Source organism: Aromatoleum toluolicum, assembly GCF_012911005.2.
Taxonomy (GTDB): domain Bacteria; phylum Pseudomonadota; class Gammaproteobacteria; order Burkholderiales; family Rhodocyclaceae; genus Aromatoleum; species Aromatoleum toluolicum.
This window is the reverse complement of sequence record NZ_WTVS01000018.1, coordinates 14,417-29,293: the sequence shown is the minus strand read 5'-3', so window position 1 is coordinate 29,293 and position 14,877 is coordinate 14,417. Positions and strand designations below refer to the sequence as shown.

Annotated in this window: 12 protein-coding genes; 9 read left to right on the top strand and 3 right to left on the bottom strand. The window is 67.7% G+C overall.

Annotation, left to right across the window (positions count from 1 at the left end; all coding sequences use genetic code 11):
- Nucleotides 1-150 precede the first annotated feature (150 nt).
- The 9 genes from GPA27_RS10255 to GPA27_RS10215 all read left to right on the top strand — a co-directional run bounded on the left by GPA27_RS10255 (nucleotide 151) and on the right by GPA27_RS10215 (nucleotide 11,490).
- Nucleotides 151-1,296 (top strand): Kae1-like domain-containing protein, encoded by a 1,146-nt coding sequence (locus GPA27_RS10255; protein ID WP_169140131.1) that lies wholly within the window; start codon nucleotides 151-153, stop codon nucleotides 1,294-1,296.
- A 145-nt stretch (nucleotides 1,297-1,441) separates the two neighbouring features.
- On the top strand, nucleotides 1,442-1,699 hold the full coding sequence (locus tag GPA27_RS10250; RefSeq protein WP_169140129.1) for a HypC/HybG/HupF family hydrogenase formation chaperone: 258 nt from the start codon (nucleotides 1,442-1,444) through the stop codon (nucleotides 1,697-1,699).
- Nucleotides 1,696-2,847, top strand: a complete 1,152-nt coding sequence (hypD, locus tag GPA27_RS10245; protein ID WP_169140127.1) for a hydrogenase formation protein HypD — start codon at nucleotides 1,696-1,698, stop codon at nucleotides 2,845-2,847. The genes GPA27_RS10250 and hypD overlap by 4 nt, the downstream gene beginning before the upstream one ends.
- Complete coding sequence (gene hypE, locus GPA27_RS10240; protein ID WP_169140125.1) at nucleotides 2,844-3,908, top strand: hydrogenase expression/formation protein HypE; 1,065 nt, start codon at nucleotides 2,844-2,846, stop codon at nucleotides 3,906-3,908. The genes hypD and hypE overlap by 4 nt, the downstream gene beginning before the upstream one ends.
- A gap of 254 nt (nucleotides 3,909-4,162) precedes the next feature.
- Nucleotides 4,163-6,079, top strand: a complete 1,917-nt coding sequence (locus GPA27_RS10235) for a hydrogenase maturation protein (RefSeq protein ID WP_169140123.1) — start codon at nucleotides 4,163-4,165, stop codon at nucleotides 6,077-6,079.
- Nucleotides 6,076-7,521 (top strand): sigma-54-dependent transcriptional regulator, encoded by a 1,446-nt coding sequence (locus tag GPA27_RS10230; RefSeq protein WP_169140121.1) that lies wholly within the window; start codon nucleotides 6,076-6,078, stop codon nucleotides 7,519-7,521. Before GPA27_RS10235 ends, GPA27_RS10230 begins: the two co-directional genes overlap by 4 nt.
- Nucleotides 7,522-7,528: 7 nt before the next feature.
- Complete coding sequence (locus GPA27_RS10225; protein ID WP_169140119.1) at nucleotides 7,529-8,524, top strand: NADH-quinone oxidoreductase subunit B family protein; 996 nt, start codon at nucleotides 7,529-7,531, stop codon at nucleotides 8,522-8,524.
- Nucleotides 8,525-8,663: 139 nt separating this feature from the next.
- Entirely contained in the window at nucleotides 8,664-10,118 is a 1,455-nt protein-coding gene (locus GPA27_RS10220; RefSeq protein ID WP_169140117.1) for a nickel-dependent hydrogenase large subunit, read from the top strand.
- A gap of 13 nt (nucleotides 10,119-10,131) precedes the next feature.
- A complete protein-coding gene (locus tag GPA27_RS10215) occupies nucleotides 10,132-11,490 on the top strand; it encodes a sensor histidine kinase (RefSeq protein WP_169140115.1) in 1,359 nt (452 codons plus the stop codon).
- A gap of 1 nt (nucleotide 11,491) precedes the next feature.
- Here the strand turns inward: GPA27_RS10215 and GPA27_RS10210 are convergent, their stop codons facing one another.
- From GPA27_RS10210 to GPA27_RS10200, 3 genes are all read right to left on the bottom strand, one after another.
- A complete protein-coding gene (locus tag GPA27_RS10210) occupies nucleotides 11,492-13,333 on the bottom strand; it encodes a T6SS phospholipase effector Tle1-like catalytic domain-containing protein (protein ID WP_169140113.1) in 1,842 nt (613 codons plus the stop codon).
- A complete protein-coding gene (locus tag GPA27_RS10205) occupies nucleotides 13,330-13,830 on the bottom strand; it encodes a DUF3304 domain-containing protein (RefSeq protein ID WP_169140111.1) in 501 nt (166 codons plus the stop codon). Before GPA27_RS10205 ends, GPA27_RS10210 begins: the two co-directional genes overlap by 4 nt.
- Nucleotides 13,831-13,907: 77 nt before the next feature.
- On the bottom strand, nucleotides 13,908-14,870 hold the full coding sequence (locus GPA27_RS10200) for a DUF4123 domain-containing protein (RefSeq protein WP_169140109.1): 963 nt from the start codon (nucleotides 14,868-14,870) through the stop codon (nucleotides 13,908-13,910).
- Between the last annotated feature and the right edge of the window lie 7 nt (nucleotides 14,871-14,877).

The window sequence follows — 14,877 nt, the reverse complement described above, 5'->3', positions numbered from 1 at the left end:
GTCGGAGGGCTCGTGGCGAACGCTGATCGGGTGGCGGGTCAATGACTCCGAAGCCGGGCTCCTGCGAGCGCCAGCATCGACGCGGCGTGCCCGCCCTTCCACACGCGCAGGCCGACCGGACCTGTCCGATGATCGGATGACGGCCCGACCATGAATTTCCCCAGCCTCCCGCCCTTCGCCGCTCCGCTGCCGCTCGCGCTCGCCGGCCCGCCCGTGCTCGCGTTCGGCGCGTGGTTCAAGAATGCGCTGTGCCGCGCGCAGGACGGCGTGGCGGTGATGAGCGAGTCGGTGGGCGACCTCGACAGCCCGGAAGCGCGCGCGCACATGGACGCGCTGGCCGAGGCGCTGCTCGCGTCCGGAGTCCCCGCGGCGATCGCCCACGACCTGCACCCCGATTTCCATTCGTCCCGACGTGCGTGCGAGTTGGCGGAACACCTGGGCGTCCCCGCGATTCCCGTGCAGCACCACCACGCGCATGTCGCCGCGGTGCTGGCGGAGAACAAACACCCCGGCCCTGCGCTGGGTGTCGCGCTCGATGGCGTGGGCTTCGGCACCGACGGCACGGCCTGGGGTGGGGAGCTGCTGCGCGTCGAGGGCGCCTCCTTCGAGCGCCTCGGCCATCTCGACCCGCTGCCGCTTGCCGGCGGCGACCGCGCGGCGCGCGAACCCTGGCGGATGGCGGCCGCGGTGCTGCATCGCGCCGGTCGCGCCGGCGAGATCGCAGGTCGCTTTGCCGCCCAGCCCGCCGCGGCGATGCTCGCGCAGCTCCTCGACCGCGCGGCGCTGTGCCCGCCGACCTCCAGCCTCGGCCGCGTGTTCGATGCCGCGGCGGGGCTGCTGGGCTTGTGCCCCGTGATGCGCGTCGAGGCCGAGGCCGCGATCGCGCTCGAACGCGCGGCGGCGGAATACCTCGACCGCGGCGGCAATCTTCCGGCCGAGGCCGGCGCCTGGATCATCGACGGGGCGGGGCGGCTCGACCTGATGCCGCTCCTCGTCGCGCTGGCGGACGAGCCGGATGCCGCCCGTGGCGCCGCGCGCTTCCACGTGACCCTCGCCGCCGCACTCGCCGACTGGGTCCTGCACGAGGTCGCGCGCACCGGCCTCGACGTCGTCGCGCTCTCCGGCGGCTGCCTGCACAACCGCATCCTGTCGCAACGCCTCGGCGCCGCGCTGCGCGCCCACGGGCTCACCGTCCTCGAGGCGCAACGCCTGTCGCCCGGCGACGCCGGCCTCGCGCTCGGGCAGGCCTGGGTTGCGATCCATCACCTGAACCGCGGGGCCTGCGGTGCGGCGTAGGGCGGGGGCTGCGCAGCGTATTACGGCCACGCCACGGGGGGCGACGTTCGGGCCTGGCGCGCGGGGCGAGTCCTCGGCTTCTCCCGCACGAGGCGCCGTGCCAAGCCCCTGCACTGCATCGAAAACCGATTCGAAGGATTGAAAGATGTGTCTCGCCATCCCCGCCCGCATCGTCGAACTGCTCCACGGTGACGCCTGCCGCGTCGACCTGGGTGGCGTGCGCAAGGAAATCTCGCTCGCGCTGGTCGATGGCGCCGCGGTCGGCGACTACGTGATCGTGCATGTCGGCTACGCGCTGTCGAAGCTCGATCAGGACGAGGCGGAGCAGACGCTCGCGCTCTTCGCAGAAGCCGGCCTCGACGGTCCCGCGCTCGCGGCCGTATCCGAAGAAGGGGCGGCATGAAGTACGTCGACGAATTCCGCGACGGCGCGCTCGCCGCGAAGCTCGCGGGTGCGATCGCGCGCGAGGCCGACCCCGGCCGCAATTACGCCTTCATGGAATTCTGCGGCGGCCACACGCACGCGATCTCGCGCTACGGCGTCACCGACCTGCTGCCGGCCAACGTGCGCATGATCCACGGCCCCGGCTGCCCGGTGTGCGTGCTGCCGATCGGCCGCATCGACATGGCGATCCGCCTCGCGCTATCCCGCCCCGACATCACGATCTGCACCTACGGCGACTGCCTGCGCGTGCCCGCGTCCGACGGCCTGTCGCTCTTGAAGGCCAAGGCGCGCGGCGCCGACATCCGCATGGTGTACTCGGCGGCGGACGCGCTGGCGCTCGCGCAGAAGATGCCCGAACGCGAAGTCGTGTTCTTCGCCATCGGTTTCGAGACGACCACGCCGCCGACCGCGCTGGTGCTGCGTCAGGCGCAGGCGCTGCAGCTCGCGAACTTCAGCGTGCTGTGCAACCACGTGCTGACGCCGTCGGCGATCCTGACCATCCTCGAATCGCCCGAAGTGCGCGAGCTCGGCACCGTGCCGCTCGACGGCTTCATCGGCCCGGCGCACGTGTCGACGATCATCGGCAGCCGCCCCTACGCCTTCTTCGCCGAGGAATACCGCAAGCCGGTCGTGATCGCCGGCTTCGAGCCGCTTGACGTGATGCAGGCGATCCGCATGCTGATCCGGCAGGTGAACGAAGGCCGCGCCGAGGTCGAGAACGAATTCACCCGCGCGGTCACCGAGGACGGCAACCTCAAGGCGCAGGCGCTCGTATCCGAAGTCTTCGAACTGCGCCGCAGCTTCGAATGGCGCGGGCTGCGCGAGGTGCCGTACTCCGCGCTGCGGATCCGCGCGCCCTTCGCTGCGTGGGACGCCGAAACCAAATTCGGCCTCGAATTCGTCTCCGTCCCCGACAACCGCGCCTGCGAATGCGGCGCGATCCTGCGCGGCGTGAAGACGCCGACCGACTGCAAGCTGTTCGGCACCGTGTGCACGCCCGAGAACCCGATGGGCTCGTGCATGGTGTCCTCCGAAGGCGCCTGCGCGGCGCACTACAACTATGGGCGCTTCCGGGATGTCCCGGTCGTCGCCGGGACGACCCGATGAGCCTCCCCTCCCCCGTCAAGAAGGGCTACGTGCGCCCGCTGGACCTCAAGCACGGCCGCGTCGACATGGGCCATGGCGCCGGCGGCCGCGCGATGGCGCAGCTGATCTCCGAGCTCTTCGCCGCCTCCTTCGCCAACGAACACCTCGAACGCGGCGACGACGCGGCGGTGCTGCCGGCCCCCGCGCCGGGCGAGCGCCTCGTCGTCGCGACCGACGCGCACGTCGTCAGCCCGCTGTTCTTCCCCGGCGGCGACATCGGCTGCCTGTCGGTGCATGGCACGATCAACGACCTCGCGGTGATGGGCGCGCGCCCGCTGTATCTCGCCGCGAGCTTCATCCTCGAGGAAGGTTTCCCGCTCGCCGTGCTCGCGCGCATCGTCCAGTCGATGGCGCACGCCGCGCGCGAAGCCGGTGTGCCGGTCGTCACCGGCGACACCAAGGTCGTCGAGCAGGGCAAGGGCGACGGCGTCTTCATCACGACCACCGGCGTCGGCGCGCTGCCCGCGGGGCGGGAGATCGGCGGCGCGAACGCCCGCCCCGGCGACGCCATCCTCGTCTCCGGCACCCTCGGCGACCACGGCATGGCGATCATGGCGCAACGCGAATCGCTCGCCTTCGACTCCGAGATCGCCTCCGATACCGCCGCGCTGCACGGTCTCGTCGCCGCGATGCTCGACGCGGTGCCGACCATCCGCGTGCTGCGCGACCCGACGCGCGGGGGGCTGGCGACCACCCTCAACGAGATCGCGACCCAGTCGGGCGTCGGCATGGAACTCGACGAAGCCTCCATCCCCGTCCAGCCCCAGGTCGCCGCCGCGTGCGAGTTGCTGGGCCTCGATCCGCTGTACGTCGCCAACGAAGGCAAGCTGATCGCGATCTGCCCGGCCGACGCCGCCGACCGCCTCCTTGCCGCGATGCGCGCCCATCCGCTGGGCGAGCGCGCGGCTCGCATCGGCACCGTCACCGCCGACCCGAACGCCTTCGTGCAGATCCGCACCGCCTTCGGCGGCCGGCGCATGGTCGACTGGCTCTCGGGCGAGCAGCTGCCGAGGATTTGTTGATCGGGATCGAAGACGTGAAGGAGAGATCGACAGCGCTGTTATCAGGGGCACCGGACTCCCTCCCCTTCAAGGGGAGGGTTGGGGTGGGGATGGGTTTCCGCTCCGCCGGGAAACAACCCATCCCCATCCTGTCCGTCCCAGGGCTGGCTTTGCACAGCCAGCCCGCTCGGACGGCGCGAAGCGGTGCTTCGCGAAACCCCGTCCTCGCCCCCTTGAAGGGGAAGGGACCGTCTTATTGAGTTCCGAGTTCTCCAATGCGCATCCTGCTTCTGACCCACAGCTTCAACAGCCTCACGCAGCGGCTTTTCGCCGAACTCACGGCCGACGGACACGAGCTATCGGTCGAACTCGACATCGCCGACCGTGTCGCCGAGGAAGCCGTCGAACTTTTCCGCCCCGACCTGATCCTCGCCCCCTTCCTCAAGCGTGCTGTCCCCGAATCCATCTGGTCGCGCCACCTCACGCTGATCGTGCATCCCGGCATCGTCGGCGACCGCGGTCCGTCCGCGCTCGACTGGGCGATTACAAATGGGGAAGGGGAGTGGGGCGTCACCGTGCTGCAGGCCGAAGCAGAAATGGACGCCGGCCCGGTGTGGGCGAGCGTCCGCTTCCCGATGTGTGCCGCGACGAAGGCAAGCCTCTACCGCAACGAAGTCACGGCCGCGGCGCTGCAGGCAGTCAGATCCGCCATCCAGAACGTCCCTCGCTGGCGCGAAGGCCAATGGACGCCAACACCACTCGCGGACATCCTCGAACACGCAGCCAGCGCCACAACTCGAAACGCCGAACACAACGCAAGCTCGTTCAGCCCCGAACACGGCAGCCCCCTTCGGGCGGTGTTTCGTGCCGAGGCGTCCGCCACGCGTCCAACGAGGCGCGAGACAGCGCCCGGAGGGGGCGGTTTAGCAGCACAACAAACGCGCTTCGGCACCGAGCGTCCCCTGATGAAACAGTCCGACCGAAAGATCGACTGGACGCACGACAGTACAGCGACGATCCTGCAAAAACTCCGCGCCGCCGACGGCTTCCCCGGCGTCACGGACACGCTCTTCGGCACCCCCTGCCATCTCTTCGACGCCCACCCCGCGACGCCCGAAGAACTCCGCCCCGCACAGCCGGGCGAAATCATCGCCCGCCGCCACAACGCCCTCCTGCGCGTCACCATCGACGGCGCCGTGTGGATCGGCCACGTCAAACGCGCCGACCACGCCCACCCCTTCAAGCTTCCCGCGACCACCGCCTTCGCCGCCGAAGCCGAGGCACTCCCCGAACTCCCGATCCCGCTGCACCGCGATGCAGCGGACCCCCGCTGGAGCGAACTGCGCTACCGCGAAAGCCCCGACGGCAGCATCGGCTTCCTCGCCTTCGACTTCTACAACGGCGCGATGGCCACCGACCAATGCCAGCGCCTCACCGCCGCGATTCGATTCGCCGCAAGCCGCCCGACCCGCGTCCTCGTCCTCGAAGGCGGGCGCGACTTCTGGTCCAACGGCATCCATCTCAACCGCATCGAGGCCGCCGCCTCGCCCGCGGATGAATCCTGGGCCAACATCAACGCGATGAACGACGTCTGCCTCGCGCTGCTCACGCTCACCGACCGCCTCACGGTCGCCGCGCTGCGCGGCAACGCCGGGGCAGGGGGCTGCTTCCTCGCGCTCGCCGCGGACTACGTCTGGGCGCGCGACGGCATCGTCATGAACCCGCACTACAAGAACATGGGCAACCTGTTCGGCTCCGAATACTGGACCTACCTGCTGCCGCGTCGCGTCGGTCCGGAAGCGGGGCACCGCATCATGGCCAACCGCCTGCCGCTCCTCACGCGCGACGCCCGCGCCGCGGGCCTCGTCGACGCGAGCTTCAGCGCCGACCTGGCGACCTTCGAAACGGAGATCGCACGCCACGCCGCCGCGCTCGCCGCCGACCCCGCGCTGACCGCGCGCATCGCCGAGAAGGCCGCCCGCCGCGCCGCCGACGAGGCGGAAAAGCCGCTCGCCGCCTACCGCGAAGAGGAACTCGCCGCGATGCGCCGCAACTTCTACGGCTTCGACCCCAGCTACCACGTCGCGCGCTACCATTTCGTGATGAAGAGCCCGCAATCCTGGACCCCGCGCCACCTCGCCCGCCATCGCGACCTCGGCTGGCGCGTGCCCGGAGAGGCCGAAGCCGCATGACGAGAACGCTGCCCACAGTCCTCATCGTCGACGACGAGATCCGCTCGCAGGAAGCCTTGCGCCGCACGCTCGACGAGGACTTCGAAGTCTTCACCGCCTCGTCCGCCGCCGACGCCCTCGCGATCCTCGAACGCGAGCTCATCCAGATCGTGCTCTCCGACCAGCGCATGCCCGGCACCTCCGGCGTGCAGCTGCTGCGCGAAGTGCGCGAGCGCTGGCCCGACGCGGTGCGCATCATCATCTCCGGCTACACCGATTCGGAAGACATCATCGCCGGCATCAACGACGGCGGCATCTACCAGTACCTCCTCAAGCCCTGGCAGCCCGAACAGCTCCTGCTCACGCTGCGCGGCGCGGCCGAGATGCACCGCCTGCAGCGCGAGAACCAGCGCCTGTCGCTCGACCTCAAGGTCGCGAGCCCCGTGCTGCGCCAGCGCGTCGCCGGCAAGAAGGAAGCCTCGCGCCGCCGCTTCGGCGCCGACGCCCTGCTGCGCGCCCCCGACTCGCCGATGAACGCGCTGTGCGCCCTCGTCGCCAAGGTCGCCGACTTCGACATCCCGGTGCTGCTGACCGGCGAATCCGGCACCGGCAAGGAACTCCTCGCCCGCGCGCTGCATTACGGCAGCGGCCGCAGCGAGCAAGCCTTCGTCGTCGAGAACTGCGGCGCCGTGCCCGACACGCTGCTCGAATCCGAACTCTTCGGCGCCCGCCGTGGCGCCTTCACCGGCGCGCACGAAGACCGCGAGGGCCTGTTCCGCCAAGCCGACAACGGCTCCATCCTGCTCGACGAGATCGGCGAAACCTCCGCCGCCTTCCAGGTGAAACTGCTGCGCGTACTGCAGGAAGGCGAGGTCCGCCCGGTCGGCGCCGCGCGCCCGGTTGCCGTCGACGTGCGCGTGATCGCCGCGACCAACCGCGACCTGGAGGCCGACGTGCGCGAAGGGCGCTTCCGCGAAGACCTCTACTACCGCCTCGCCGCGATCACCATCGCCGTGCCGCCGCTGCGCGACCGGCGCATGGACATCCCGCTGATCGCGCAGCAATACGTCGACAGCGCGCAGCAATCCCTCGGCCGGACCTTCGAGCCGCTCGGCGCCGACGTCCTCACCTGCCTGCAGGCCTACCGCTGGCCAGGCAATGTGCGCGAACTGCGCAACGAAGTCCTGCGCATGATCGCGCTCTCCGACGGCCCGCGGCTCGCCGCCGCCCACCTCTCGCCGCGCGTGCTGCGCGCCGCCGAGGACCACCAGGAACCAGAACTCCAGCTGCTGGCCGGTCTCGACGGCGACCTCAAGACCCGCCTGGAAGCGCTCGAAGCGCGCATCGTCAAGGAAAGCCTGATCCGCCACCGCTGGAACAAGACCCGCGCGGCCGCGGAACTCGGCCTCTCGCGCGTGGGGCTGCGCAGCAAGCTGGCACGGTATGGACTGGAGACCAGTTGAGCGCCCCATGAACCTCCTCTGGCTCCAGTCCGGCGGCTGCGGCGGCTGCACGATGTCCCTGCTGTGCCACGACGCCCGCGACCTCGTCGCGCTGCTGCGCGACGCCGGCATCAATATCCTGTGGCACCCGGCGCTGTCCGAACAGACCGGCGCCGAAGTCATCGCGCTGCTCGAATCCTGCGTGCGCGGAGACACCCCCGTCGACCTCCTGTGCATCGAAGGCTCCATGCTTCGCGGCCCCCAAGGCACCGGCCGCTTCCACATGCTCGCCGGCACCGGTCGCCCGATGATCGCCTGGGTCCGGGACCTCGCTGCCCGCGCGAAACATACCCTCGCCATCGGCAGCTGCGCGGCCTGGGGCGGCATCACCGCCGGCGGCATGAATCCGTCCGAAGCCTGCGGCCTGCAATGCGACGGCGACACCCCCGGTGGACTGCTCGGCGCGGACTATCGCGCGGCGGCCGGACTCCCCGTCATCAACGTCGCCGGCTGTCCGACCCATCCCGCCTGGGTCGTCGAAACGCTCCTCGGACTCGCGCTCGGCGAACTCGACGCCGACGGCCTCGACGCGCTCGCCCGTCCGCGCTTCTACGCCGACCACCTCGTGCACCACGGCTGCAGCCGCAACGAGTTCTACGAGTTCAAGGCCAGCGCCGAGAAAGCCTCCGACCTCGGCTGCCTGATGGAAAACCTCGGCTGCATGGGCACGCAGGCGCACGCCGACTGCAACGTCCGCCCGTGGAACGGCGGCGGCTCGTGCATCACCGGCGGCTACGCGTGCATCGCCTGCACAGAACCCGGCTTCGAGGAGCCCGGCCACCCCTTCGTGACGACGCCCAAGGTCGCCGGCATCCCCACCGGCCTGCCGTCCGACATGCCCAAGGCCTGGTTCGTCGCGCTCGCCGCGCTGTCGAAGTCCGCGACCCCGAAGCGCGTGCGCGACAACGCGCGCGTCGACCACCCGGTCGTCGCGCCCGCGCTGCGCAAGGCGAGGCCGAAATGACGCGAAAGATGCGGTCGGGCACGCAGCGGTCAATCACCGTTCGGGCTGAGCCTGTCGAAGCCAACAAGCCGCCCTTCGACAAGCTCAGAGCGAACGGATTTTGCTCGGTGGCAGGGGCGAAAAACCGGAGGCTGCAAGGATGACCCGTCTCGTCGTCGGCCCCTTCAACCGCGTCGAAGGCGACCTCGAAGTCACGCTCGACGTGCAGGACGGGCGCGTCGCGTCGGCGCAGGTGAACTCGCCGCTCTTCCGCGGCTTCGAGCAGATCCTGCTGGGCAAGGACCCGCGCGACGCGCTCGTGTACGTGCCGCGCATCTGCGGCATCTGCTCGGTGTCGCAATCGGCCGCCGCTGCCCGTGCCTTAGGCGACGCCATGGGCCTCGCGCCGCCCCCCAACGGCGAGTTCGCCGCGAACCTGATCCTCGCCAACGAGAACCTGGCCGACCACTTCACCCACTTCTACCTCTTCTTCATGCCGGACTTCGCGCGCGACGCTTACGCCGGCCGGCCGTGGTTCGACGCCGCGCGCGCCCGCTTCAAGGCCGTCGAAGGCACCGCGACTGCCGACGCGCTGCCCGCGCGTGCCGCCTTCCTGCAGATCCTCGGCATCCTCGCCGGCAAATGGCCGCACAGCCTCACGCTGCAGCCCGGCGGCTCCGCGCGCGGCATCGGCGCGTCCGAGAAGATCCGCGTGCATGCGCTGCTGCGCGAGTTTCGCGGCTGGCTCGAACGCCACCTGTTCGGCGACAGCCTCGAAGCCATCGCCGCCCTCGACTCGATCCCCGCGCTGCAAGCCTGGAAGGCGAGCCGCGCGCCCGCATCCAGCGACTTCCGCCTCTTCCTCGAAATCGCCGACGCCCTCGCGCTCGACCGCCTCGGCCGCGCGACCGACCGCTTCCTCAGCTACGGCAACTACCCGACAGCCGGCTCCCCCTTTTTCGCGCGCGGCGTGTGGCACGCGCCGACCGGCACGCTCGCACCCGTCGCCCACACCGACATCGCCGAGGACGCGAGCCACGCATGGATGGCTGACGCCCACCCGTTGCACCCGTGGCAGGGCGATACCCGCGTCGATATCGAGCGCCTGGGCGCCTACAGCTGGTGCAAGGCGCCGCGCCTCGCGGGCGAAGTCGTCGAATGCGGCGCGCTCGCACGCCAGGCCGTAGACGGCCACCCGCTGATCCGCGACCTCGTCGCCGTGAGCGGCGGCAACGTCGCCAACCGCGTCATCGCGCGCGTGCTCGAATTCGCCCGCGTCGTCCCGGCGATGGAGCGCTGGGTGCGCGCGATCGAGCCGGGCGAAGCCTTCTGCCACCACGGCCCGATGCCCGACGAGGCGCAGGGCCTCGGCATGGTGGAAGCCGCACGCGGCGCGCTCGGCCATTGGCTCGTGATCCGCCAGGGCCGCATCGCCAACTACCAGGTCGTCGCCCCGACCACGTGGAACTTCTCGCCGCGCGACGCCGCCGGCACCCCCGGCGCCCTCGAACAGGCGCTCGTCGGCACGCCGGTCGGGGAGGGCGAGCAGGTACCGCTCGCCGTCCAGCACGTCGTGCGCTCCTTCGATCCGTGCATGGTGTGCACGGTGCATTGATCCGCAGAAACCGATGAGCGAGCAGCAACCCCCCAGCAAGACCCCCGGCCAGACCGGCCATCCCGGCGAGCTGATCGCCGTCGACGAAGACATGTGGATGGACGTCATCCACAAGATGGACGAGGTGTACTCCGACCTGCTGCAGTATGAGGTGGCGCTCGAGGAGAAGAACGCCAAGCTCGAGGAGTCGCAGCAGTTCATCCTGTCGGTGCTGACCTCGATGTCCGACATCATGGTCGTGTGCGACCGCAACGGCCTCATCGAGGACGTCAATCGCTCGCTGGTCGACTTCTGCGGCCGCGATGCGGCCGAACTGCGCGGGCAGCCGATCTACGAACTCTTCGCCGACGAACTCCCGCACGACCTCGCGCGTGAACGCCTCGGCAGCTTCGGTCAGCAGGCCGTGCACGACTGCGAGCTGCCGCTGCGCGCGAGGGACGGCAGCGCCGTGCCGGTGTCGCTCAACTGCACGCCGCGCTTCAGCGCCGTCGGCAAGTCGCTCGGCATGGTCATCACCGGACGGCCGGTCGGCGAACTGCGCAAGGCCTACCACGCGCTGCGCCAGGCCCACGAGGACCTCAAGCGCACCCAGCAGCAGCTGTTGCACTCCGAGAAGATGGCCTCGCTCGGGCGGCTGGTCGCCGGCGTCGCGCACGAACTCAATAACCCGATCAGCTTCGTGCTTGGCAACGTGCATGCGTTGAAGCGCTACGCCGAACGCCTCCAGCGCTACCTCGCCGCCGTGCACGCGGGCGAACCGCCCGAAGCACTGGCCGAGCTGCGCGCCGAGCTGCGCATCGATCGCATCCTCGGCGATCTCCCGCCGCTGATCGAAGGCACGATAGAAGGCGCCGAGCGCACGCGCGACATCGTCGACGGCCTCAAGCGCTTCTCCGCGATCGACCGCGACGAAAACCGCGCCTTCGATCTGCGCGACGTCGTCGAACGCGCCGTGCGCTGGGTGTGCAAGGCCGCGCGCGACAACTTCCATGTCGCCGTCGAGCTGCCCGACCCGCTGCCGCTCACCGGCTCATCCGGCCAGATGCAGCAGGTCGTCATGAACCTCGTGCAGAACGCCTGCGACGCCACCGCCGGCCGCCCCGACCCGCGCCTCGCCATCCGCGCCGAGCGCGACGACAACCGCGTCCGCCTCCTCTTCCACGACAACGGCCCCGGCCTCGCCCCCGACATCCTCGACCGCATCTTCGACCCCTTCTTCACCACCAAGCCGGTCGGCATGGGCACGGGCCTGGGGCTGGCGATCAGCTACGGCATCGTCGAGCGCCACGGCGGGCGCCTGACGGCGGCAAATCATGCGGAGGGGGGCGCGGTGTTCGTGGTGGAGGTGCCGCTGGGGCGCAAGGCTGACTGACTCAGCTCTTATCGAAAACCACGCGACGGCGCACATGCCCGTCGCTTTCACGACGGGTGGTGGTCATCATTTTGACCGTGCGCTCCGTCTTGAAGTCTTCGAGATCCAGCAGGTCTTCGAAGTCGGTATCGCTGACCACGGGAAAATCGCTCCCTTTCTTTGAGTCTGTGGCAAGGATCCTGTGTTCGAGGGGAGTGAGCACGTCTCCCCTACGCTGTTTCTCCCGTACCAGTTTCACCTTCTCGCTCTTGTCATAAGCGGTAACCGGACCGGCCAGGTAGAACGAGGCATGCGAGTCATGGATGTATTCGTCGAAGAAGGTGTTTACCCCCGGAGGCACGTCCCTGATGGACTGGCTTTCCTCGATGGCTGCCGCATAGAGTGGTGAGAGCGGAGGAGGATTCGTCCCGTGTCGCTGTCGCACAATGTCTATCTGGCGCTTGCGCTGCGTGATGCGCTGCATGTCTCTCTGAAAATCCAGTTCGCTGGCGCGCAGGTCTTCCTTGTCCTGCTGATTGGCCCGACCGAAACTCGCCAACTCCGTAAAGCGCGGTGCGACCTTCAGGCGCCAGCGCCAGTAGAGGCGCATGTGCCTGAAGAGAAGGTCTTCCACTCGTGCGGCGGATGCCTTGGACCAGGTGGCATAGTCGCGGAAGTGTGCGGCGAGATCGGGCGCGATTTCGAGGTCTTCGATAAGGCTCTTTTGCTGCTTGTCCGCTAACTCGACTCTGTCCATCAAGGGGACACCCGATTTTCGCGCATCGTTGTACATGTTCAACAGCGTCACTTGCGACGCAAGCCGGTTGCGGCTGCCGTGCGACTTGCCCTGATCTCCGGGGGAATACCCGCCACCTACATCCGAGTGGGCGCCCGGATAGACAACCTCGACGCAGTTGCTTGGGTAAGAGGCCCCTCGGCGGACAGTCGACAGCGGAAAGGACTTGCGAATCTCATGGGCTGCGACATAGTGCACGCAGCGCTCGACGGGGTGCGGGACTTCCATCGTCCCGTCTGCCCAGCCCATCAATCCGTCGACCAGATTCAGTCTCTCGGGGCTACCCAGTAGGGGGGTCGAATCGGCCAAGCCGACCGACGCCACGGTGTCGAATAAACCAAGGAATTGAAAGCGAATAGATATTCCGCAGAAATGCAAGTAGCCCTTGTCCATCGTACAGAGACTTACGACCCAGTTGCAGAACGTTCGCGCCTCGGCAGCGCCCCGCGAAAAGCCGAACACGGAGAGATTGATCTGTCGCACGGCCGGACGTTTGTCACGTATCGCCGCATTCAGGCGCGATTCCAGCCCGGAGAAGAAACCGCGTCGGCGGCTTTCTGCCAGCTTCAACGTTCCACGTGATGCGAGAAAGCCTGCTCCATTGATATAGCGCTCCGCCTCCGCGTCGGAGACGAGGGCGCGGCCTCCGGACCCGGCCGCGCGATGAATTGCGTTGTATAGCTGGATCATCGCCCAGTAGATGCGCGCCTCGCCGCCGACCGCCATGGCTTTTCCGTCCGACGATTCGCTCATCTCCCCGATCATGCGAAACGGTGTTCCCACGCCTGGCATGTAGAACCTGAAGTAGCCGTTTGTCGCCTCGTCCCGAAATGCGTCGTGCAGCACGACCACATTCGAATGACTGCGCTTTGTCGTGTCGGCGATCTGTTCCTGGTCGCGCTCCTTGTTGTTGTTCGTCCCGTCAAAGAACATGCCGACCCAGATCGCCCTAGAGCACACCGACTGATTGCCGTTCAAAAGGCCGCCAAAAGTCGCCGATCGCCGCGATTGCTCCCGGGCGGACAGCCTGAGTTGGGGAATGCTGGTCGGTGCAGTTGTCACCGTCATTTTGCGAGCAGCCCTTGCGCTTCGTCCGGGGTCAGCGGGCGTGGAGAACCGAGGTGCGATGGATGATCAGGTCCCCAAGGAGCGTCCTCGCTTACATAGATGCGGATCTCGTCATTCGGCAGGAACATGATCTGGATTGTTCCTGGTTCACTGTATGGTTCAACTGGGATGGTTCTCTTTAAATTTACTGTTGGATTGCCGGGCTCATTTCGGCAAAAACTCCGACCGTTTTCATCTACACCCTTGCCGCAATCGCTTCGTCTCCACTCCAGGTTGACTTGAAGTCCTTCATACCATTTTGATGGGATCTGAACGCAGCATACAGATCCGCCACCGCTACCGATCCCGACTCCGCTTCCCCACGCCCCATCCACGTAATACTCCTGAATGCCTTCCGTGGAGAAGTTGTATGCGGACAGCGAACTCATGCTGAAGCGGTCATCACGAGATTCCCGTGAGCCATTATTGCAACCGGACAAGGTGACGATGAATGCCACGCTCAGCAGGATCCACGCCCATGAGCTCGGGGCGGTCCCAGATGGAGATCTGTCGTGAATGTCCATAGAATTTCTATCTATGTGATTTGCAATGATGAAGCCAATGAAGAAGGGCCGGTCGATCGCGAGGTAGTCGCCTCGATTTCATCCCATTGCCGATCACTCCATTCCGCAACCGCCATGCTGAATGACTTGCTTCCGCTGCGGGTAGCGGTCCAGGTAGCGGACAAACAGGCCAGCTCGTGAAAGCGTTCGGAGGAGCTCCAGGCGACGGTGACGAACTGCAATTGATCAGGCGCTTCGGTGACTCCATATCCGCGCGCGAGGTGCAGCAGGGCTTCAAGTCGGGTGAAGGTATCAAAGGGGGACGAGTCGGGAATAAGTTCCGGAGCTACTTCCAGAAGCCGTTGATACAGCACGTCGCACTCTGCCGCTTGCACGAGTGCTGCGAACTGCTGATCGCTGAATTCGATTGCCGCGCCGCCTCCCGCCAACTTCTCCGCGGTAACCCCTGTGAAGTCGCGGCACTGGAACTTGCCGTCGCGTCCGAGCCACGCCCATCGCCGCACGCTCTGGCCGAGTCGGGCGATCTGAGCACGATCCAGTACCCGGAGTACGGAAACCAAAACGCGTGTATCGGGGAATCGGCAGTACAAGTGCAGGCCGTCGGAAGTCCTGGCGTCGGCAAGCCACAGCAGGGTGGCACGGTCCGGCATGCCGTTCGACGTCTCTATCTCGACAAACGAAAGCGCAGGTAATCCGTCGGCGATGCCGATGAAACGCGCCATTGCGGATGCGTCGAAATCCACCAGTGGAACAAGGCGCGGCCCCAGTTCACCGTACGCCGCATAGCGACTGCCATCAAGAAGTGGTGCGCTCGGGGCGGACAACCGTTCCAGACTGCGGAGTGCCCGTGCTTCGAGAATACTCATGTCCGCAATGGCATAGCAGCGGCAGTTTTCATCGCGCGGGGCTTGTAGCCATGCGGTCAGCGCCGCCGCGGAATCTGGCGCATGCAAGTTCTGCAGGAATCTGTGCACGGTGCCT

Bases quoted from the DNA above. Each gene is read 5' to 3' on its own strand.
- hypD (WP_169140127.1), top strand. From the start codon at position 1,696: ATGAAGTACGTCGACGAATTCCGCGACGGCGCGCTCGCCGCGAAGCTC.
- GPA27_RS10220 (WP_169140117.1), top strand. From the start codon at position 8,664: ATGACCCGTCTCGTCGTCGGCCCCTTCAACCGCGTCGAAGGCGACCTC.
- GPA27_RS10230 (WP_169140121.1), top strand. From the start codon at position 6,076: ATGACGAGAACGCTGCCCACAGTCCTCATCGTCGACGACGAGATCCGC.
- GPA27_RS10255 (WP_169140131.1), top strand. From the start codon at position 151: ATGAATTTCCCCAGCCTCCCGCCCTTCGCCGCTCCGCTGCCGCTCGCG.
- GPA27_RS10215 (WP_169140115.1), top strand. From the start codon at position 10,132: ATGAGCGAGCAGCAACCCCCCAGCAAGACCCCCGGCCAGACCGGCCAT.
- GPA27_RS10250 (WP_169140129.1), top strand. From the start codon at position 1,442: ATGTGTCTCGCCATCCCCGCCCGCATCGTCGAACTGCTCCACGGTGAC.
- GPA27_RS10225 (WP_169140119.1), top strand. From the start codon at position 7,529: ATGAACCTCCTCTGGCTCCAGTCCGGCGGCTGCGGCGGCTGCACGATG.
- hypE (WP_169140125.1), top strand. From the start codon at position 2,844: ATGAGCCTCCCCTCCCCCGTCAAGAAGGGCTACGTGCGCCCGCTGGAC.
- GPA27_RS10210 (WP_169140113.1), bottom strand. From the start codon at position 13,333: ATGACGGTGACAACTGCACCGACCAGCATTCCCCAACTCAGGCTGTCC.
- GPA27_RS10235 (WP_169140123.1), top strand. From the start codon at position 4,163: ATGCGCATCCTGCTTCTGACCCACAGCTTCAACAGCCTCACGCAGCGG.